Source organism: Microbacterium sp. Leaf320 (assembly GCF_001423485.1).
Taxonomy (GTDB): Bacteria; Actinomycetota; Actinomycetes; order Actinomycetales; family Microbacteriaceae; genus Microbacterium.
The window spans coordinates 87,447-106,527 of record NZ_LMOD01000001.1 but is presented as its reverse complement, the minus strand read 5'-3'; the positions used below and the strand labels follow the sequence as shown (position 1 = coordinate 106,527).

At 67.4% G+C, this 19,081-nt stretch carries 18 protein-coding genes; 5 read left to right on the top strand and 13 right to left on the bottom strand.

What is annotated here, in order from left to right:
* Positions 1–17: 17 nt before the first annotated feature.
* Positions 18–3,095 carry a lamin tail domain-containing protein gene (locus tag ASF63_RS00520; RefSeq protein WP_056508395.1) on the bottom strand — a complete coding sequence of 1,026 codons (3,078 nt, stop codon included), beginning with the start codon at positions 3,093–3,095 and terminating at the stop codon, positions 18–20.
* Positions 3,096–3,251: 156 nt separating this feature from the next.
* On the opposite strand from ASF63_RS00520, the gene ASF63_RS00515 reads away from it, so the two are divergent.
* Together ASF63_RS00515 and ASF63_RS00510 are read left to right on the top strand one after the other, a co-directional pair.
* A complete protein-coding gene (locus ASF63_RS00515; protein ID WP_056311882.1) occupies positions 3,252–3,647 on the top strand; it encodes a YccF domain-containing protein in 396 nt (131 codons plus the stop codon).
* A gap of 32 nt (positions 3,648–3,679) precedes the next feature.
* Positions 3,680–4,141, top strand: a complete 462-nt coding sequence (locus ASF63_RS00510; protein ID WP_056508393.1) for a hemerythrin domain-containing protein — start codon at positions 3,680–3,682, stop codon at positions 4,139–4,141.
* A 7-nt stretch (positions 4,142–4,148) separates the two neighbouring features.
* Here ASF63_RS00510 and ASF63_RS00505 read toward each other — a convergent pair whose 3' ends face one another.
* Positions 4,149–5,135, bottom strand: coding sequence for a glycerophosphodiester phosphodiesterase family protein (locus tag ASF63_RS00505; protein ID WP_056510069.1), 987 nt, complete (start codon positions 5,133–5,135; stop codon positions 4,149–4,151).
* A gap of 87 nt (positions 5,136–5,222) precedes the next feature.
* On the opposite strand from ASF63_RS00505, the gene ASF63_RS00500 reads away from it, so the two are divergent.
* Positions 5,223–6,152 carry a Bax inhibitor-1/YccA family membrane protein gene (locus ASF63_RS00500; protein WP_056309164.1) on the top strand — a complete coding sequence of 310 codons (930 nt, stop codon included), beginning with the start codon at positions 5,223–5,225 and terminating at the stop codon, positions 6,150–6,152.
* Positions 6,153–6,310: 158 nt separating this feature from the next.
* The gene (locus ASF63_RS00495; protein ID WP_056508391.1) at positions 6,311–6,583 is read left to right on the top strand and encodes a GlsB/YeaQ/YmgE family stress response membrane protein; all 273 of its coding nucleotides are present in this window, start codon (positions 6,311–6,313) and stop codon (positions 6,581–6,583) included.
* A gap of 124 nt (positions 6,584–6,707) precedes the next feature.
* Here ASF63_RS00495 and ASF63_RS00490 read toward each other — a convergent pair whose 3' ends face one another.
* The 11 genes from ASF63_RS00490 to ASF63_RS00440 all read right to left on the bottom strand — a co-directional run bounded on the left by ASF63_RS00490 (position 6,708) and on the right by ASF63_RS00440 (position 17,980).
* Entirely contained in the window at positions 6,708–7,994 is a 1,287-nt protein-coding gene (locus tag ASF63_RS00490; RefSeq protein WP_056508388.1) for an RNA polymerase sigma factor, read from the bottom strand.
* Position 7,995: 1 nt separating this feature from the next.
* Complete coding sequence (locus ASF63_RS00485; RefSeq protein ID WP_056508386.1) at positions 7,996–8,424, bottom strand: YciI family protein; 429 nt, start codon at positions 8,422–8,424, stop codon at positions 7,996–7,998.
* Positions 8,425–8,538: 114 nt separating this feature from the next.
* A complete protein-coding gene (locus ASF63_RS00480) occupies positions 8,539–9,477 on the bottom strand; it encodes an L-lactate dehydrogenase (protein WP_056508384.1) in 939 nt (312 codons plus the stop codon).
* 148 nt (positions 9,478–9,625) lie between these two features.
* Complete coding sequence (gene guaA / locus ASF63_RS00475; RefSeq protein ID WP_056508382.1) at positions 9,626–11,212, bottom strand: glutamine-hydrolyzing GMP synthase; 1,587 nt, start codon at positions 11,210–11,212, stop codon at positions 9,626–9,628.
* Positions 11,209–11,679, bottom strand: coding sequence for a DUF3817 domain-containing protein (locus tag ASF63_RS00470; RefSeq protein ID WP_042539231.1), 471 nt, complete (start codon positions 11,677–11,679; stop codon positions 11,209–11,211). Before ASF63_RS00470 ends, guaA begins: the two co-directional genes overlap by 4 nt.
* 41 nt (positions 11,680–11,720) lie before the next feature.
* Positions 11,721–12,698, bottom strand: coding sequence for a class I mannose-6-phosphate isomerase (locus ASF63_RS00465; protein WP_056508380.1), 978 nt, complete (start codon positions 12,696–12,698; stop codon positions 11,721–11,723).
* Entirely contained in the window at positions 12,695–13,891 is a 1,197-nt protein-coding gene (locus ASF63_RS00460; protein ID WP_157534201.1) for an ADP-dependent glucokinase/phosphofructokinase, read from the bottom strand. The genes ASF63_RS00465 and ASF63_RS00460 overlap by 4 nt, the downstream gene beginning before the upstream one ends.
* A gap of 30 nt (positions 13,892–13,921) precedes the next feature.
* Positions 13,922–14,785 carry a ketose-bisphosphate aldolase gene (locus tag ASF63_RS00455; RefSeq protein ID WP_056508375.1) on the bottom strand — a complete coding sequence of 288 codons (864 nt, stop codon included), beginning with the start codon at positions 14,783–14,785 and terminating at the stop codon, positions 13,922–13,924.
* Positions 14,786–14,830: 45 nt separating this feature from the next.
* Complete coding sequence (locus ASF63_RS00450) at positions 14,831–15,676, bottom strand: carbohydrate ABC transporter permease (protein WP_056508373.1); 846 nt, start codon at positions 15,674–15,676, stop codon at positions 14,831–14,833.
* Positions 15,677–15,678: 2 nt separating this feature from the next.
* Positions 15,679–16,602, bottom strand: a complete 924-nt coding sequence (locus ASF63_RS00445) for a carbohydrate ABC transporter permease (RefSeq protein ID WP_056510066.1) — start codon at positions 16,600–16,602, stop codon at positions 15,679–15,681.
* Positions 16,603–16,684: 82 nt separating this feature from the next.
* Entirely contained in the window at positions 16,685–17,980 is a 1,296-nt protein-coding gene (locus ASF63_RS00440; protein ID WP_056508371.1) for an ABC transporter substrate-binding protein, read from the bottom strand.
* A gap of 249 nt (positions 17,981–18,229) precedes the next feature.
* Between ASF63_RS00440 and ASF63_RS00435 the strand changes: the two genes are divergently transcribed.
* Complete coding sequence (locus tag ASF63_RS00435) at positions 18,230–19,033, top strand: DeoR/GlpR family DNA-binding transcription regulator (protein WP_056508369.1); 804 nt, start codon at positions 18,230–18,232, stop codon at positions 19,031–19,033.
* Positions 19,034–19,081 lie beyond the last annotated feature (48 nt).

The following is a 19,081-nucleotide window of genomic DNA, read 5'->3' as shown; positions in this document are numbered from 1 at the left end:
GTGTCAGGATGCGGGTGTCAGACTGTGCCGCGGCGCCGACGGACGATCAGCGCACCGGCGATGATCAGCATCAGCGCCAGTGCGATCACGGCGACAGGCACCTCGGCGCCCGTCGCGGCGAGTCCGCTCAGTTCGGTGATGCGGATGTCCGCCCATCCGATCAGCTCGCCCGCTGCCGAGTAGACCGCGATCCGATGGGCGCCGAGGGCGGCATCCGTCGGAATCGTCACCGTGAGTGCACCGGAGGCGGATGCCGCGCCCGAGGCCAGCTGCACGGGGTCGGAGTACATCCACACTGAGATCCGGTCGCCGGCGGTGTCGCCGCTCGCCGTCACCGTCACCTGTGAGCCGCGTGCCGCGACCGCCGGGTTCACCGTGACGCCGTTGCGGTTGGCATCGGTGAGAGCTGTGCCGGGAAGCGGAGGGTTCTGCGCACCGGGGGTGCCGCCCGGGTTCCCACCCGGGTTCTCCTCCGTCGCGCCCGGAAGCGTCCCGACTCGCAGTGCCTCCGAGGCGAAGCCGTCGGCGAACCACCACACGGGGCGCTGGCCGTCGACCGACAGCGAGGCGGGAGCGGTGGCGAAGCCCTCGTTGTTGATGTCGGGCATGCCCGTGGGGCGCGCGAAGTGCGCGATCCCGGGCTGTGCGGTGCCGTTCAGCGTGATCTGCGCCGACTGCCCGTGGCAACCGTCGTCGCACACGGCCCACAGCACGTCGAGGACGCTGTCGTAGTCGAGCGCCATGACCCCTGCGAGACCCGGTGCGATCTCCGACACCAGCGTCGCCGTGCCGTCGGCGCCGAGCGCGAAGGCGTAGACGTGGCCGTTGTCCTCGACGGCGACGAAGAACAGGCCGTCGCCGTGACCGGCGTAGTCCGTCGAGTCGTAGGCAGCACCCGTGTTGATGTCGAAGAGCGCACCGTCGAGCGCACTGTCGGGCACCCACTGCACGGCCTCCATGCCGAGGTTCGCACCCACCGCGGGCAGCAGCGACGTGAGGTCCCACTCCTGTTGGGCGACGAGGTCGCCGGCGGCGGCCTCGGGGTCGACCTTCAGCACCGTATTCTGATTCACGCCCTTCGCGCTGTTGTCGCGCTCCGAGGCGACGTAGACCGAGCCCGCGCCGTCGACCGTGATGCCCTCGGTGTCAGGACCCGCAGCCCCCGGGTTCGCGGCATCCCTCTGGAATCGCACGCGCTTGCCCGATTCCCAGCCGCCGATCTGCGTGAACGAGCCGTCGGCGTGGGCCTCGAGCTTCCAGATGCGCCCATCGCCGTTGTCGACGGCCCAGAGGAACGTGCCGTCAGCGGTCTCCTGCACGTCGAGACCGGAGCTGTCCTCGAGGAACGTCGGAAGGGTGTCGAGCACACGGACATCGGCGGAACCGGGCCACGGCGAGACGACGATCTCGCCGGCGCAGACGTTCGCCGCGCCCTTCGTGCTCTCCGCGGTGACGGCGAAGGCGCCGGTGACGTCGGGGCAGCGACCCCACGTGGTCGCCGCGTGCCCTGCACCCCAGGTGGCGGAGTCGATGAGGAGGTCACCGTCGAAGACGCGCACCGAGTCGCCGTCGCCGAGGCCGAAGCCGAGGTCGGCGCTCTCGATGACGAGGTATCCGCCGGCGGCGATCGAGGTCCCTGCCGGGATGACGTACGAGTGGGTGTCGTCGTCGTCCTTCACGACGATGCCCGAGACGTCGAGAGCGGATGCTGTCGGGTTGACGAGTTCGATCCAGTCGCCCGGTGATCCGCCGTCTGACTCGACCTCGTTGATGCGCACCGGATTGCCGCATGCGTTGCGCAGCCCCTTGGTCGAGACTCCGATGTCGACGAAGTCGCCGCTGCCGTCGGCGCAGCGGGCGAGCACGCCGGCCGCATGTGCCGCGTACACGTGCTCGTCGACGACGTTGAGGTTCGCATCGCGCAGCGTGACCGTATCGCCGTTGCCCAGACCGAACACGAAATCGGTCGGCTGGTCGAAGACGAGATACGAGCCGGGCGCGAGCACCGTTCCCGCGGGCAGCGGCGTGGTCTCTGCTGCATGGCCCACGGGGTCGCCGTCCATAACGGTCCAGCCCGAGAGGTCGACCGGGGTGCTGCCCGTGTTGACGACCTCGACCCAGTCGGTCGTGTCACCGTTGGACTCGATCTCGTTGATCACGACGTCGGGCATGACGCAGGCGTTCGCCGCCCCCGGAGTCGAATACGCGAGCACGAAGGCGCCCTGGCCGTCGGGGCAGCGCGCGAGAGTCGCGGCGATCACGTCGCCGTCGATCGCGGCATGGCCGCTCCACGGGAGCGTGTCGTCGATCTGGAGTCCCGTGTCGTCGAAGAGGCGGATGCGATCGGCGCTGCCGATGCCGATCGGATCGCGGAACGCGGTCTCGATGCCGTCGACGAGCCCGATCGAGGCTTCCGCGACGACGAGGAACTCGCCAGCGGCGATCTCCGTTCCCGGCAGGAACTGCCAACGGTGGTCGTCGGAGTTGTCGCGGATCTCGTATCCCGAGATGTCGAGAGGGGCATCGCCCGCGTTGTAGAACTCGACCCAGTCCGCCGGCTGCGAGTCGACCTCGTTGATGACGATGCTGCCGCCCAGAGGGTTGTCGGCCGCGAAGACGTTGACCGCGCCCTTCGTGGGCTCGGAGGTGTCCGCCCATTCCACGGTGCCCTCGACGTCGCGGGCACCCCAGGTCGCTGCAGCGTGAGCCGCCCACGATGTCTCGTCGACGAGCACGGCGCTCGGGTCGAACAGACGCACCTGGTCTTCCTTGCCGAGGCCGAAGGTGAAGTCGCCGACGCCTGCAGCCCCCTCGTCGATCACGACATAGGCGCCAGGCTCGACGAGCGTGCCGTCGGGGAACGTGTACGACTCGTCCTCGCCGTTGTCCTTGACGACGTAGCCGCTCAGATCGACGGCGACGGCCGACGTGTTGACGAACTCGATCCAGTCGCCGGGCACTCCCCCGCTGGATTCGACTTCGTTGATGCGGATACCGGATTCGGCGCCGGTGGCGGCGAGCGGAACGGCGAGCAGGGCGGCGGCGCTGAGTGCGCAGACCGTCGTGACCGCAGCCGCGGAGTGCAGGCGGGACATGGGGCTCCTGAGGGAATCAGACGGGTATCACCCCACATCACCGACACCGCATGGCTGACCGAAGACCCGCAGGTGCACGGATGGTGAACGGCCGGTGGCCATTCACCCGACGTCGGCGAAAGGCGGATGTACAGGCGTCGGTGCGAGGATCGTGTCGTGCGCACCATCCTCAACATCATCTGGCTGATCTTCGCCGGGCTCGCCCTCTTCCTCGGCTACATGCTCGCCGGCATCCTGCTGTGCATCCCGATCGTGACGATCCCCTGGGCGATCGCCTCATTCCGCATCGCCCGGTACGCGATCTGGCCGTTCGGACGCGAGATCGTCAGCAAGCCCACCTCGGGCGTCGGTTCGTTCCTCGGCAACGTGCTCTGGGTGATCCTCGCGGGCTGGTGGCTCGCCATCGGGCACATCGTCTCGGGTCTCGCGCTGTGCATCACGATCATCGGCATCCCGATGGGCATCGCCGACTTCAAGATGGTGCCGGTGTCGCTGATGCCGCTCGGCAAGGAGATCGTGTCGCGCAAGGGTGCCTTCGATCGCACCCTCTGACGGATCGGCACGACCGACCTAGACTGACCGGGATGGATGCCGACCGCCTGATCGCCTGGGACGACGAGCTCCGCCGGGCGCACACCCGCCTCCGCGCGGCTCTGGAGGCCACGCGGGCAGCGCTCGACGACGACGCCGACGCCCCGGACGCCGCCTCTGATCTCGCACTGTTCTGCATCGGATTCTGCTCGGCGCTCGACGGACATCATCTGAGCGAGGACCGTGCCCTGTTCCCCGCCCTGCGCGAGGAGCACCCCGAGCTCGGGGACGTGATCGACAAGCTCATGCAGGATCACTCGATGCTCGCGCATCTTCTCGGCGCGCTCCGCACCGCGGTCGAGGGAGGCGAGAGCACCGAGGCGATCGAACGGCACCTCGACGGCGTGGGCGCGATCATGGAATCGCACTTCCGCTTCGAGGAGCGCGAGATCCTGGCGCCGCTGCGCGCACTGCACCTGGATCGCGCCGTGCCGGAAGTGCTCGGCCCGCTCTGAACCGGACTCAGTGGCGGAAGAAGCCGACCCCGAGGTCCGGGTGGTCCACGAACACCCCGTCGACGCCCGTGCGAGCGATGACGCCCCACTCGGCCTCGTAGTCGCCGTATGCGCCCTTGCCCCCGGAGCCGCGGAACTCCGCGGAGAGGAAGGCGTTCTCAGGGCGGCACGTCCAGGTGAAGACCTTGAGCCCTCGGGCGTGTGCGTCGGGGACGATCGTGTTGCCTGCCGCGAGCAGCATCCGCTTGTTGACGCTGATTCCGTCGACCTGCCCGACCAGACCGTCGAGCCCCGTCGGCGTGACGGTCGCCTTGTAGGTCAGCGCCCTCTTGCCCTGCGCGACAAGCAGATCGTAGGGACGACCGGACGCCTCGATCAGGTAGATGTACGAGGCGGCGATGCCACGAGCCTTCAGCTGCCCGAGGATCGTCGACTCGAAGCACTCGACGATCAGCGGCAGCTCGCCGTCGGCCCAACCGGCCGCGCGCAGGTCGCGCTCGATCAGCGGAGCGAGATCGAGCCCGATGCTTGCGAAGTACGTCGCGTGCTTGACTTCGAGCACGACTCCGATCTCACGGCCGTGCTCGACCGAGCCGTCTCGCACGATGTCGAGCACGTCGGTCAGCCGGAGGATGGCCTGCGAGCCGCTGAAGCTCGCGCTCGAGAGCCGCACCTCGGGCAAGCGCTCACGACTGCGCAGAGTCGTCAGCTCTTCCCACGTGAAGTCCTCGGTGAACCAGCCGGTCAGCGCCTGTCCGTCGACGCGCTTCGTCGTCTTGCGGTCGGCGAACTCCGGATGCTCTGCGACATCGGTCGTGCCCGAGATCTCGTTCTCGTGACGGACGATGAGCACACCGTCCTTCGTCGCGACGACGTCGGGTTCGACCGCATCCACCCCCATCGCGAGGGCGAGCTCGTACGAGGAGCGACTGTGTTCCGGACGGTAACCGGGCGCACCGCGGTGCCCGATCACGAGAGGCGATTTCCTGGGCACGCTCTCAGCGTAGGACACCCTGATGGCCCGGCATTCCAGGTATCGTGGAGGAAAGCGACCCACAACCCACTTTGGAGTGAGGCCCACATGAGCAACTTCGCCTTCAACAATCCGGCGTTCCAGCAGCAGGACCCGCGCAACGTCGCGACCTACCCGGGTGCGCCGCAGGGCGCTCAGGGTGCACAGGCCGCGTCGTTCCAGCACGGCACGATGGATGCTGCCGCCAACGCGCAGCTGGAGGGCATGTACGCCGCTCCCCCGGCCGGCGCGATCGAGACCGACCGCATGTCGGTCGAGGACACCGTCTGGAAGACCGCCGGACTCTTCGGCATCCTCCTCGTCACCGCCGCCATCGGCTGGTTCGTGACGCTCGGCGGCGTCGCCGCACCCGAGCAGAACCCCTACGACCAGTTCCAGCCGAACATGCTGCCCTGGATCGTCGGCGCGCTCGGCGGCTTCGTGCTCGCCATGGTGATCTCCTTCACGTCGCGCAAGAAGGTCCGCCCCGCGCTGATCTTCGCGTACGCCGCGTTCGAGGGTCTCTTCATCGGTGGCATCTCGGCGTTCTTCGAGGTGCTCTACCCCGGAATCGTCTTCCAGGCCACACTCGCCACGGTCTCAGTGGTCGGCGTGACGCTCGCCCTCTTCGCCAGCGGCAAGATCCGCGCGTCGAAGAAGGCCACCAAGATCTTCATGATCGCCATGATCGGCTACCTCGTCTTCTCGCTCCTCAACGTCGTCCTGACGTGGACCGGCGTCCTGGGCGAGGGCGCGGCCTTCGGCCTGCTCAGCAAGGTCGAGATCCTCGGCATCCCGCTGGGTCTCATCATCGGCGTCCTGGTCGTCATCATGGCCGCGTACTCGCTGGTGCTCGACTTCGACCAGATCCAGCAGGGCGTGCGCAACGGCGCTCCCCGCAAGTACGGCTGGCTCGGCGCCTTCGGCATCATGGTCACGGTCGTCTGGCTCTACGTCGAGATCCTGCGGATCATCGCGATCGCCCGCGGCAACAACTGACGCATCGTCGCTCGAAGAGGCCCGTCTCCTTGCGGAGGCGGGCCTCTTTGCACACCCGGAGGCTCAGGCGCAAGGGGTTGGCTGATAATCAGCTGGGAGGGCACAGTGGTTCACACGAGCCCTGGCACCCCGGGGCTCACGATACATAGGAGCTGAACATGAGCTTTCTCGGATTCCTTCTTCTCGGCCTCATCGCCGGCGCGATCGCGAAGCTGATCCTTCCCGGCAAGCAGGGCGGCGGATGGTTCATCACCCTCCTCCTCGGCGTCGTCGGCGCATTCCTCGGCGGATGGCTCGGCAGCCTCATCCTGAACCGTCCTCTCACGGAGTTCTGGGACCTGGGCACCTGGCTCCTCGCCATCGGCGGCTCGATCATCGTGCTGCTGATCTACGGCCTGATCGTCGGTCGCGGCAGCAAGGCCCGCAGCTGACCACATCGCGCGCCGCGCGGTGAACAGAACCGCCCCCGCACGAAGCACTGCTTCGGACGGGGGCGGTTCTTCGTGCACGGGTGTTCCTCGTGCGGGCGAGCGTCAGCGCTCCGCGGCCGGCGCGTCAGCGCTCCGCGGCCCTGGCCTCGAGCAGCGCCCGTTCCCTGTCGTTTCCCGCGAGGGCTGCGGCCACGGCGAACTCGCTGCGCGCTTCGTCGTCGCGGCCGAGGCGCAGGAGCATCTCGGCACGCGTCGCCGGCAGTAGGTGATAGCCGGTCAGAGCGCCCGACGCCGAGAGCCGGTCGATGATCTGCAGGGCGGATGCGGGCCCCGTCGCCATCGCCACCGCGGCCGCACGGTTGAGTTCGACCACGGGCGACGGCGCGATACGGCCGAGCGCCTCGTAGAGCACCACGATGCGGTCCCAGTCCGTCTCGTCGACGCTCGCCGCGAGCGCGTGGCACTCGGCGATCGCCGCCTGCAGACCGTACGGGCCGCGACCCGAGCCGCGCGCATCCGCGGCCGCCAACGCGGCGCGGCCGCGCGCGATGCGCCCTCGATCCCAGCGACGCCGGTCCTGATCGGCGAGCAGCACGGGTTCTCCGTGCGCGTCGACCCTGGCCGGAAAACGGGCGGCCGTCAGCTCCATGAGGGCGAGAAGGCTGTGCACATCGCGCTCTCGCGGCATCAGCGCCGCGAGCACGCGCGTCAGCCGGATCGCCTCGAGACTCAGCTCCGGTCGCATCCAGTCGGGGCCGCTGCTGGCCGCGTGCCCCTCGTTGAAGATCAGGTACAGCACGCCGAGGATCGCACCCAGTCGAACCGTGTGCTCGTCGCGGGGAGGCATCTCGAACGGCACGTGCGCTGCGGCGAGGGTCTTCTTCGCGCGGACGATGCGCTGCTGCACGGTCGCTGTGGGAACGAGGAACGCCCTGGCGATCTCCTCGCTCGACAGACCGCCCACCACCCGCAGCGTCAGAGCGACCTGCGCCTCCCGCGACAGCACCGGGTGGCACGAGATGAAGATCAGCCGGAGCACGTCGTCGTCGACGGCATCCCGATCCCAAGGCGGCGCATCCGCGGCCTCGGCCTGCTCACGCTCCAGGTCGTGGGCGAGCACCGCCATGCGCTCGTCCAGCCGCTCTCTGCGGCGCCAGCCGTCGACGGCCTTGCGCTTCGCGACCGCCGTGAGCCACGCTCCGCCGTTGCGGGGGACACCGTCGATCGGCCACTGCCGCAGCGCATCCACCAGCGCCTCCTGCGCGAGATCCTCCGCGAGACCGAAGTCACCGACCGCCCTCGTCAGCGTGCCGACGATCCTCGCGGACTCGATGCGCCACACGGCGGCGACGGCGCGCTCCGCGGCACCCGTGTCGGGTGCTGGGCGCGCCGCCTCACTGCCGTCGGTCATGTCACTGCTGGGCGCGGCGCGCCTCTTCCTCTTCGCGCCAGCCCTTCTCCTTCTCGATCCACTCGTTGTCGGCCGGGAAGTCGGACTCGTCGGTCACCCTTCGCACCTCGAGGAAGGAGCCCGCGCCGAGAGGTGCACGGCTCGCCCACTCCGCCGCCTCCTCGCGCGTCGACGCCTCGATGATCCAGAAGCCGTTGAAGAGCTCCTTCGTCTCTCCGTAGGGGCCGTCGGTGATCAGGGGCTTCTCAGCGCTGAAGTCGACCACGAAGCCCTCCGCGGCGTCACTGAGTCCCTCACCCGCGAGCAGCACGCCGGCCTTGATCATCGACTCGTTGTACTTGCCCATGGCCTCGATGACCTGCTCGAAGGGCATCTCCTTGTACGCCTCGACCGCTTCGTCGTTCGAGCGCATGATCAGCATGAACTTCATGGTGTTCTCCTTGGTGGGTGGGGCCGTCTTTCGACCCTCTCATTGAAGACGTCGAACGGGAAAGACTCGGATCGACACGCTCGACGAAGATTCTCGAAATTCTTTCGGAAGGGGTCAGCCGAGCTCGTCGATCGCCGCCCGGATCGCGTCGGCGGAAGCCTGCAGCAGGCTCAGCTCACGCTCGTTCATCGGCGTCTCGGCCAGCGGCGCCGCACCCGCAGCGCCCACCACCGAGGGCACCGACAGCGCGACCCCGTGCAGCCCGTATTCGCCGTCGAGCACCGTCGCGACCGGAAGCACCGCACGCTCGTCGTGCAGCACCGCCTCGGCGATGCGGGCGCAGCTGACGCCGATCGCGAGGTTGGTGGCTCCCTTGCCCCGGATGACGGCGTAGGCCGCATCACGCACCTCGATCGCGATCCGGTCGAGTTCCTCGGTCGTAAACGGCTCATCGGCATGCCAGTCGAGGATCGGCACGGATCCGATCGTCGCGTTCGACCAGAGCGGGAACTCCGTGTCGCCGTGCTCGCCCACGATGTCTGCGTGCACGCTCGCGGTGCTCACGTTCGCCCGGTGCGCGAGACGCCAACGCAGCCGCGAGGTGTCGAGCACTGTGCCGGATCCGAACACCCTGTGGGGAGGCAGACCCGAGACGCGCTGCGCGACGATGGTCATCACGTCGGCCGGATTGGTGACGATGATGAACACCGCATCCGGCGCGTGTTCGACGAGCTGCGGCATGAGCTTCTGAAGCAGCCGCGCGTTGATGCCGGAGAGCTCCATGCGGGTCTGACCCGGCTGCTGCTTCGCGCCGGCCGTCACGACTATCACGTCGCTGCCGTCGACGACCGAGAGGTCAGAGCCACCGCTGACCGCCGCAGAGGTGAACTGCGTGCCGTGCGCGAGGTCGAGCACCTCGGCATCCACCTTGTCGGTGGCGATGTCGTAGAGCGCGACCTCCGCCGCACTCCCCCGGATCAGCGCCGCATACGCCACGCTCACCCCCACACTGCCCGCACCGATAACCGTGATCTTCGTCCGCGCCTTGGTCATAGGCTCATCCTGCCCGAAATACCGAACGGGCACAGACCCTGTGGTCCGTGCCCGTTCGATGTCACCGGCGCGAGAGTGAAGTCACTCCCACTCGCCCGCTGGCGCGGCCGAGTGCCACGCAGTGCCTATGCGAGCGGGAGCTCCTGCGTCACTCCCACTCGATGGTTCCCGGCGGCTTCGACGTCACGTCGAGCACCACGCGGTTGACGTCGCGGACGCCGTTGGTGATGCGGTTCGAGATCTTGGACAGCACGTCGTAGGGCAGACGCGTCCAGTCGGCGGTCATCGCGTCTTCGCTCGAGACGGGGCGCAGCACGATCGGATGCCCGTAGGTGCGGCCGTCGCCCTGCACGCCGACCGAGCGGACGTCGGCGAGCAGCACGACGGGGCACTGCCAGATGTCCTGGTCGAGTCCTGCCTTGGTGAGCTCCTCGCGAGCGATCGCGTCGGCCTCACGGAGGATCTCGAGGCGGTCCTGCGTGACCTCGCCGATGATGCGGATGCCAAGACCCGGCCCGGGGAAGGGCTGACGGCCGACGATCGCCTCGGGGATGCCGAGTTCGCGGCCGATCGCACGAACCTCGTCCTTGAACAGGGCGCGCAGCGGCTCGATGAGCTCGAAGTCGAGGTCGTCGGGGAGTCCGCCGACGTTGTGGTGCGACTTGATGTTCGCGGTTCCGGCGCCACCGCCGGACTCGACGACGTCGGGGTACAGCGTGCCCTGCACGAGGAACTTGACCGGGGCGCCGCCCGAGGCCTTCGCCTCGGCGACGAGGTCGAGCTGCACCTTCTCGAAGGCGCGGATGAACTCGCGACCGATGATCTTGCGCTTCTCCTCGGGGTCGGTGACGCCCGCGAGGTGACCGAGGAAGACGTCTGCCGCGTCGACCGTGATCAGACGCACACCGGTGGACTCGACGTAGTCCTTCTCGACCTGCTCGCGCTCGCCCTTGCGGAGTAGCCCGTGGTCGACGAAGACCGCGGTCAGCTGGTCGCCGATCGCCTTGTGCACGAGAGCGGTCGAGACCGCCGAGTCGACGCCGCCGGACAGCGCCGAGATGACGCGTGCGTCACCCACCTGCTCGCGGATGCGCTCGACCTGCTCGGCGATCACGTTGCCGCTGTTCCAGTCGGACGCGAGACCTGCGCCCTTGTGCAGGAAGTTCTCGATCACACGCTGTCCGTGGTCGGAGTGCTTGACCTCGGGGTGCCATTGCACGCCGTAGAAGCCGCGCTCCTCGTTCGCGAACGCGGCGACCTTGGTGGCGTCGGTCGTAGCGAGCACGTCGAAGCCCTCGGGGGCCTTGGCGACCTGGTCGCCGTGGCTCATCCAGACGTTCTGCTCGGCCGGCTGGCCGCCGAGCAGCGTGCCGCCGTCCCCCGAGATGACGGCATCCGTCGCGCCGTACTCGCGCAGGCCGGTGTTCGCGACCTCGCCGCCGAGGGTCTGCGCCATGTACTGGAAGCCGTAGCAGATGCCGAGGGTGGGCACCCCGAGCTCGAAGACCGCGGGGTCCAGGCGGGGAGCGCCCTCTTCGTAGACCGACGACGGACCACCCGAGAGGATGATCGCGACCGGGTTCTTCTCGGCGATCTCGGCGGCCGTCGCGGTGTGCGGCACGATCTCGCTGTAGACACCGGCCTCACGCACCCGACGGGCGATCAGCTGCGCGTACTGCGCGCCGAAGTCGACGACGAGCGTGGGGCGCTGCTGGGTCTCGGACTGTTCGGTCACCGGACACCTTCCGTGGCAGGGGCGGGGGCCGAGGCGGCCTCCCTCGAAGCGAGGTAGGCCTTGACGTCGCGGGCGACGATGGCCTCCATGAAGAACGACAGCAGCGGGATGACGCCGCCGAGCGCGAGCAGGATGAAGCGCAGGAACGGCCAGCGCATCAGGCTCCACATCCGGAAGCACGCGAAGAGGTACACGACGTAGAACCAACCGTGCGCGACGAGGATCGAGAGCGAGATGTTGAGTCCGTCACCGGTCGACTCGAGGCCCTCGGGCCCTTCGACGACGGGAGCGAACCACAGCAGACCGCCGGACCCTCCCGCGAAGAGCTCGAGTCGGATCGGCGTGTACTTCAGCACCATCTCGGCGACCAGCAGGAGCAGCATGACTCCGGTGATGATCGACGCGATCTGGTAGAACTTCAGCGCACCACGGATCGCCGGAAAGCTGGCGACTTTCGGTTCGGGCATGACTCCAGTCTAGCCGGGGAGAATCCGCGTCGATTCCGGCGTCAGGGTGCGGGTGGACGCGCCACGAGCAGTTCACCCGCACCTGTCGCCGCGAGCGCTCCGGCCGCGTGGGGCACGAGCAGGGTCGAGCCGCTGCGGAGTCGCTGCGCCCCGATCTCGACCTCGCCGTCGTTCACGATCACGATCGAGAAGCCGCGTCCGATGACGGTGGAGCCGTCGACGGGGATCCGTTCGAGGCGGAAGTACTCGTCGGCAGCACCAGGAAGGGCGGAGCCCGATGCGGGGGCGGTCGTGATCAGCGCGTCGAGGTCCGTGGCCGATCGTGCGGTCGTGGTGACCGCGGCGAGCGCCAGCTCGAACCCGAGGCCGAGATGGCCCACCGCCGCGCCGTCGATCGCGAAGTCTCCCCACTCGAGCAGGATCGACAGGTCTTCCGGCTGCTGCAGCTCGAGCAACAGCACGCCGGCGCCGATCGCGTGCAGCTCGCCCGGCGGCACCCAGACCACATCTCCCGCGGCGACCTCGATCTCATGCAGGACACCGAGCAGCGTCGTCGCGTCCTGTCGATCGACGAGCGCGGCCAGATCGGCTGCCTCGACGTCCTGCCGCAGGCCGATGTGCACAGTGCCGCCCTGCAGGATGTACCAGGCCTCCGCCTTGCCGTGCGCCCGCCCGAGGTGCGTCGCCGCGAAGTCGTCGTGCGGATGCGCGTGCACGGGCAGCCGCTGCCCGGCATCGAGCAGCTTCACAAGCAGGCGGGTGTCCGCACCCCACCGTGCGACGTGGTCGTCTCCGAGCCAGGCGACCGGGTCGCGCTCGATCGCATCGCGCAGCACCCGCCCGTCCGGGAGCGTGGTGAGACCGAGCTCGGGCTCGCCGTTGACGGTGGTCGTCGAGCCGATCCAGTCCTCGGGTTCCCGGGCCGCGGCCCCGTCATCGCCGCGGAAGGCGCTGATGCGTGCACCACCTCGGTAGAAGCGCTCGGCGGGCCGGTTCGACGGCAGCAGGATGGGATTCATACGGTCTCCTTCGATCGCACGGCCCCCGCGAGGAAACCACCGACGAACGTGTCTCCGAGTCCGACGGTGGTCGGGGTGGGGACGTCGAGCGAGAATGCCGCGACGCCCACGGCGTCCGGCAGCGCCGTCTCGATGGCCGAGACGAGCGCCTCCCCTCCCCCGTGCCTGGGCATCGACGACGTGTTCTCGACGTCGTCCGACGTCACGCCGTCACCGACGCGATAGCGGGTGGCGGCGACGACGACGGCACTGTCGAGAGCAGCACGGTGCCGAGCGGCATCCGGTCCGACGCCGATGGCCCAGTAACGCGTGTGCACCACGAGCGCGCGAGCCGGGATGATCATGTGCGCCTCGCGCAGGGCCCGGATGACGTCGGACTCGTCGAGCAGGTTCACGGACCGACCGAGGTACTCCTGCAGCTCGTCCTCGTTCATGCCGTAGACGTCGATCTGCGGCAGCAACCGGGCTCGCACGGTCTCGGCGAAGCCTCGCGTGTAGAAACCCGCGTCCTCGTAGTAGACGAGAGCGTCGCCAGGCAGGCTCGACATCGCCCGCTGCACCTCGATGAGCCGCTGCTCGAGCAGGTCGTGATCCTGCATCGTGTTGAAGCCCGAGACGAGGAAGACGCCGGCATCGGTCAGAGTCGTCGGCAGATCCTCCGAGAGCAGCATGCGTCGGTTCGGCGGGTCGTTCGCGAAGATCAGCCGGTTGGGGGCGGGTGACAGCACCTCTCCGTCGGTGAGGCGCACGTGCGCGCCGACCGGGTACTGCACGATCAGGTGCGGGTCGAGGGTGTCCTCGGTCGCCGAGCAGATGTACGAGATCGATTCAGGCAGCAGCCGGCGCACGTTGTCGTCGATGCTCACCAGGTGCTGCACGCTCGGAATGCCGAGGGCGTCGAGCACGAGCCCCGCCCGCACACCGGTGCCGCCGAGCGTGATCGCGTACTCGAAGTGCGACACGAAGTCCTCGATCACCTCGGACGAGGCGACGAATCGCTCCGCCCCGGTGCCCGAGGCGACGAAGGCCAGCACCGCCACCAGCAGCGAGCGCTCGTCGGTGATCGGCGCCGTGGTCGTGAGCTCGTGGCGCCGCACGCCGTGCGCGAGCGCCAGCCTGTCGAACACCGATGAGTCCCACATGAGCTCGTAGTCGACGGTGCCGCCGAGTCCGAGTACGAGCGTTCTGTCCACGTCGCCGATCATCCTCCCGAGTCCGCAGCGTCAGTACAGCGATGCCTTGCCGTCTGCGCCGAACAGGTCGATCTTCTCAGCAGCCGTCACCTTCATGGCTTCGAGTGCCGCCGGCTGGATCGCGTTGGGCTCGCGCAGACGCTGATCGGTGCCGAGGATCTCGCGCATGCGGTTGTGGTACGAGACCTTGATGTCGCTCGAGATGTTGATCTTGTTGATGCCCAGGTCGACCGCGCGACGCAGCTCGGCGTCCGGGTTGGACGATCCGCCGTGCAGCACGAGCGGAATCCCGATCGCGGCCTTGATCTCCTCGAGCAGGTCGTGACGCAGCTCGGGGTTCTTGTCGCTCGGGTAGAGGCCGTGCGAGGTGCCGATCGCGATCGCGAGGCTGTCGACCCCGGTCTCCTCGACGAAGCGCACCGCGTCAGCGGGGTTCGTGTAGATGATCTCCGCCGCGCCGGACTCGCCGTAGCTGTCGTTCGCACCGATCGTGCCCAGCTCGCCCTCGACCTGGATGCCCACCGCGTGAGCCGCGTCGACCACCTTGCGGGTCAGCGCGACGTTCTCATCGAACGGCAGCAGCGAGGCATCGATCATGACCGAGGTGAAACCCGCCTTGATGGCCGTGATGATCTGCTCGTAGCTTCCGCCGTGGTCCCAGTGGATCGCGACGGGCACGCTCGAACGGTGTGCACGGGAGTGCATCGCCGCGATCAGGTCGGTCGTGATGTGAGACACCTCGTCGGGGTGGATGGCGATGATGACCGGAGCGGCCTTCTCTTCACTGATGTCCATGATCCCGTTGAACATCGCCCAGTCGCTGATGTTGAACGCCGGGATGGCGAAGTTGTTCTCATTGGCGACATCGAGGATGGATTTGCCGGTGTAGAGCACTTGATTCTCCTGTTTCGTGGTGGTCGTTGATCCGTCGGCACGACGTCAGCTCTTCACGGACCCCGCCGTGAGACCGCTGATGAAGTACCGCTGGAAGAAGAGGAAGAGGATGAGCACGGGGATGGATCCGAGCACGCTCATCGCCATGATCTGGTTCCACTCGTACGAGTGCTGGCCCATGAGCAGCTGGATGCCGATGGGCACCGTGCGCATGTCGATCGTGCGGGTGAGCGTCAGCGCGAACAGGTACTCGTTCCACGCGATCATGAAGGTGTAGATGCCGACCGAGACGATGCCGGGGATCGAGATCGGCACCAGGATGCGCCACAGGGCGGTCATCGATCCTGCACCGTCGACACGCACGGCCTCGTCGAGCTCTTTCGGGAGAGTGTTGAAGTAGCCGGTCATCATGATGATCGCGTAGGGCAGCGTGAACACCATGTAGGTCAGGATCAGCCCGAGGTACGAGTTGTACAGCCCGAGCGCCACCATCAGCCCGAAGTACGGGATCAGCAGGGTGATCGGCGGCACGGCCTGCACGCTGACGATCACGACGTTCAGGATGCGCTTGCCCCGAAACTCGAAGCGGCTGAACGCGTATGCCGCCTGGATCGCGACGAGGAGCGTCAGGATCGTGACGGAGCCCGCGACGACGTAGCTGTTCAGGAAGAACCGCATCGTCTCGGGGTTCGTGAAGATCGCGATGTACGCGTCGAACGAGAACGTGTCGGTGAGAAGCCGAGGCGGAAGCTCGAAGATCTGGGTGTTCGACTTGAACGAGCTCGAGAGCATCCAGAGCACCGGCCCCGCGGCGAACACGGCACCGAGGATCAGGCCGATCATCACGCCGGTCTTGGCGACGCGACGCTGGTTCTGAACGGTGAGAGCCATGGTCAGTCCCTCGCTTTCTGGTGACGGACGTAGAAGACGGCGAGCACCATCGACATCAGCAGGACGAGCACGGCGGAGGTGGCCGCGAGCGAGAAGTCGTACTTGGCGAAGGCGAGCTTGTAGGTGAAGGTGCTGAGGACCTCGGTCACGTCGATCGGTCCGCCGCCGGTGGTCATCCAGATGAGGGCGAACTGCTGAGAGGTCCAGATGAGATCGAGCAGGACGAGGCTGACGATGATCGGCCGGAGCTGAGGGACGGTGACGTTCCAGAACCGCTGCACCGCACCCGCGCCGTCGACGGTCGCGGCCTCGTTCAGCTCGTTCGGGATGCCCTGGAGGCCCGCCAGCAGGCTCACCATGAAGAAGGGGTACCCGGCCCAGATGTTGATGAAGATGATCGTCCCGAGCGCGAGCTGCGGCGAGGCGAGCCATTCGATGTCGGTGTTGAGCAGGAAGTTCACGACGCCGTTCGGGGCGAGGAGCATGCGCCACAGCACGGCGATGACGGCGACCGTGAAGAGCCACGGCAGCACGTAGAGCGCGCGGAAGAAGGAACGCGAGAAGCGGCCGAGCAGCGGACTGTTCAGCATCATCGCGAAGGCGAGTCCGAGCACCAGGTGCGCGACCACGCTGGTCACCGTGAAGAGGATCGTGTTGCCGGTGGCCTTCCAGAAGCGCGGGTCCGACAGGATCTCGACGTAGTTGCCGATCCCGACGAACTCGGGCGATTTGTTCAGGATCACGTTGTCCTGGAACGAGTACCCGATCACCATGACGATCGGCACGATCATGAGGACGAAGAGCAGGATGATCGTCGGCGAGAGGAAGGCGTACGACTCGGTGGTCTTGCGCAGCTGCCGCCGACGACGCGACATCGAGACCCCGGTGACGATCACCTCGGTGTCGTCGGATGTTCTCAGACTCATGGGAAGCATGGCTCCTTGGTTGGTCGGGTGCCGCATCGCATCGGTCGCGATGCGGCACCCCGTTCATTCGGGAAGCGGGAGGTCAGAACTCCGCTTTCCAGCTCTCCTGCGCCTTCTTGAGCGCGTCGTCGATCGACTGCTGACCATCGAAGGCCGACTGCAGCTGCTCACCGAGCTGACGCATCAGATCCTCCGCAACGGGGAGTCCGGTGAATTCGTTCGCCGGGTATCCCGCCTGGTAGATCTCGAACGCCTCGGCGAACAGCTCGTCGTCCTCGACGAATCCGGGAACCGACTTCGAGTTGCCGGGGAAGGCATTCGCCATCGTCGAGAGCTCGGAGTTGGTCTGCTCGCTCATCAGGAACTCGACCAGCTTGAACGCGGCGTCCTTGTGCTCCGAGTTCTCGGCCACGCCGATGCCCCAGGATGCGTAGGGGATGCCCCGCTCGCCGTCGTAGCCGTCCTCGGCAGGGAGCGCCGAGATCGAGAAGGTCAGGTCGGGGTTCGTCTCACGGATCAGGTTGATGTGCGCGAGCGAGTCGATCATCATGCCGACGCGACCGTTGGTGAACTCCTCGACCTTGTCCTGCTCCTTCATGGTGAAGGAACCGGAGGCGATCGAGCCGTCATCCCACATGCCGCCGATGAACTCGACCGCCGACGTGACGTCGCCGTTGGTCAGATCGGGCTGACCGTCCTTCAACATCGATCCGCCCGACGCCCACACCCATGACATGACATCGTTCTGCACGCCGTTCGGCGCTTCGAGCGAGAGCGGGAGCACCCAGCCCGAGACGTCGCCGCCGAGGGCCGCGACCTTCGATGCGGCATCCGCGAACTCCGTGCGGGTGGTGGGCGGCGCTGAGACGCCCGCGTCTGCCAGCAGAGTGTCGTTCGTGAACATCGGGTAGACGAAGTTCACGACCGGGATCATGTAGGTGCTGCCGTCGACCTGGATCTGGCTCGCCAGTTCGCTGTCGTCGTAGTCGTTCTCCTTCATCAGGGCGGTCAGGTCTGCGATGACGCCCTGCGAGGCGAAGTCGTTGACCCACGCGCCGTCGAGTCCGACGACGTCCGGCATGGTGCCGGATGCCGCCCCTGCGAACAGCTGCTCCTTGGTCGATGCGTACGGGCCGCTCACGAGCTTGACCGTGATGCCCGGGTTGGCGTCTTCGAACTCGTCGATGAGCGCCCGGAACTCACCGTCGGGGAGCTCGGGCTCCCACCACTGTGCGAACTCGATGGTGACGTCTCCGCCGTCTCCTCCATCCGTTCCGCTGTCGCCTGCCGCGCACCCTGCCACGGCCAGGACCGTCACGGCCGCCGTCGCTGCGCCGGCGAGCTTCAGAATGCGTCGCCCTCGCCCCACTGTGATCATCACTTCTCCTCTTCGAGATCGTGCCGCACACGCGCTTCGATGCTTGTTCGTGCGGTTTTGAGCAATATTATGCCGCCATTTGCAAGAACGTCAAGCACTTCTTTGCACTATTCGATGGATGTAATCACAGATCTCTCTGCACATCCCTGCCACGGCGGGCACTGCGCGGCACATCGCCGCCGCATTCGATCTGCAGTTTTCTGCTGGACTCTGCCGACTTTCCCGCTTCTCTGTGCTAGAGATGTGTGCATGGAAGCAACTGCACCGTCGCCCAAGCGCCGCCTCCCGGCGGGTCGGAAGGCGGATCTCGCCTCCTACGTCGAGCAGGTGGGAGAAGTGACTGTCGGTGGCCTCGCCGAGCACTTTCACGTCTCCATCGACACGATCCGCCGCGATCTCGACCAGCTCGATCGCGAAGGCGTCGTCATCCGCACGCACGGCGGAGCGGTCAGCGCCGAGGGGCAGCTCAAGGACCGCGCACTCGACGTCCGCCTTCGGCTGCAGACCGAGGAGAAGGAGAAGATCGCGCGCCTCGCGGCGGGCCTGATCGACGACGGGGCCGTCGTCATGCTCAACGCCGGGACCACGACCCTGGCTCTCGCCCGCGCCCTGCGGAACCACCGCGACCTCACGATCGCGACGAACAACCTGCGGATCCCTGCCGAGATCTCCCCCTCCGCCTTCCGCGACCTCTATGTGTTCGGTGGCGCGGTGCGGGCTATCACCCAGGCCACCACCGGGCCCGTCACGTTCACGATGACCCCGGGCGGACCCGAGGTCGACATCCGCTGCGATCTGGCGATGATCGCCGTGGGTGCCATCGACGAGGCCGGCTTCTCGACGTCGAACATGGGGGATGCGAACATGATGGCCGAGATGATCCAGCGCGCCGATCGCACCGCCATCCTCGCCGACTCCTCGAAGTTCGGCCGGCGTCTGTTCGCCCAGGTGACCACGCTCGACCGGGCCGACTACCTGGTCACGGACACTCCCCCGGAATCCGCTTTCGGGGCCGCTCTCGCGCAGGCCGAGGTCGAGGTCATCACCGCCTGACCGGGTCGGACCGCTCGCACGCACGACGAAGGCCGCCGGGAGAGTTCC

Bases quoted from the DNA above. Each gene is read 5' to 3' on its own strand.
- ASF63_RS00520 (WP_056508395.1), bottom strand. From the start codon at position 3,095: ATGTCCCGCCTGCACTCCGCGGCTGCGGTCACGACGGTCTGCGCACTC.
- ASF63_RS00510 (WP_056508393.1), top strand. From the start codon at position 3,680: ATGGATGCCGACCGCCTGATCGCCTGGGACGACGAGCTCCGCCGGGCG.
- ASF63_RS00500 (WP_056309164.1), top strand. From the start codon at position 5,223: ATGAGCAACTTCGCCTTCAACAATCCGGCGTTCCAGCAGCAGGACCCG.
- ASF63_RS00495 (WP_056508391.1), top strand. From the start codon at position 6,311: ATGAGCTTTCTCGGATTCCTTCTTCTCGGCCTCATCGCCGGCGCGATC.
- ASF63_RS00490 (WP_056508388.1), bottom strand. From the start codon at position 7,994: ATGACCGACGGCAGTGAGGCGGCGCGCCCAGCACCCGACACGGGTGCC.
- ASF63_RS00485 (WP_056508386.1), bottom strand. From the start codon at position 8,424: ATGAAGTTCATGCTGATCATGCGCTCGAACGACGAAGCGGTCGAGGCG.
- ASF63_RS00480 (WP_056508384.1), bottom strand. From the start codon at position 9,477: ATGACCAAGGCGCGGACGAAGATCACGGTTATCGGTGCGGGCAGTGTG.
- ASF63_RS00470 (WP_042539231.1), bottom strand. From the start codon at position 11,679: ATGCCCGAACCGAAAGTCGCCAGCTTTCCGGCGATCCGTGGTGCGCTG.
- ASF63_RS00465 (WP_056508380.1), bottom strand. From the start codon at position 12,698: ATGAATCCCATCCTGCTGCCGTCGAACCGGCCCGCCGAGCGCTTCTAC.
- ASF63_RS00450 (WP_056508373.1), bottom strand. From the start codon at position 15,676: ATGGCTCTCACCGTTCAGAACCAGCGTCGCGTCGCCAAGACCGGCGTG.
- ASF63_RS00445 (WP_056510066.1), bottom strand. From the start codon at position 16,602: ATGAGTCTGAGAACATCCGACGACACCGAGGTGATCGTCACCGGGGTC.
- ASF63_RS00440 (WP_056508371.1), bottom strand. From the start codon at position 17,980: ATGATCACAGTGGGGCGAGGGCGACGCATTCTGAAGCTCGCCGGCGCA.
- ASF63_RS00435 (WP_056508369.1), top strand. From the start codon at position 18,230: ATGGAAGCAACTGCACCGTCGCCCAAGCGCCGCCTCCCGGCGGGTCGG.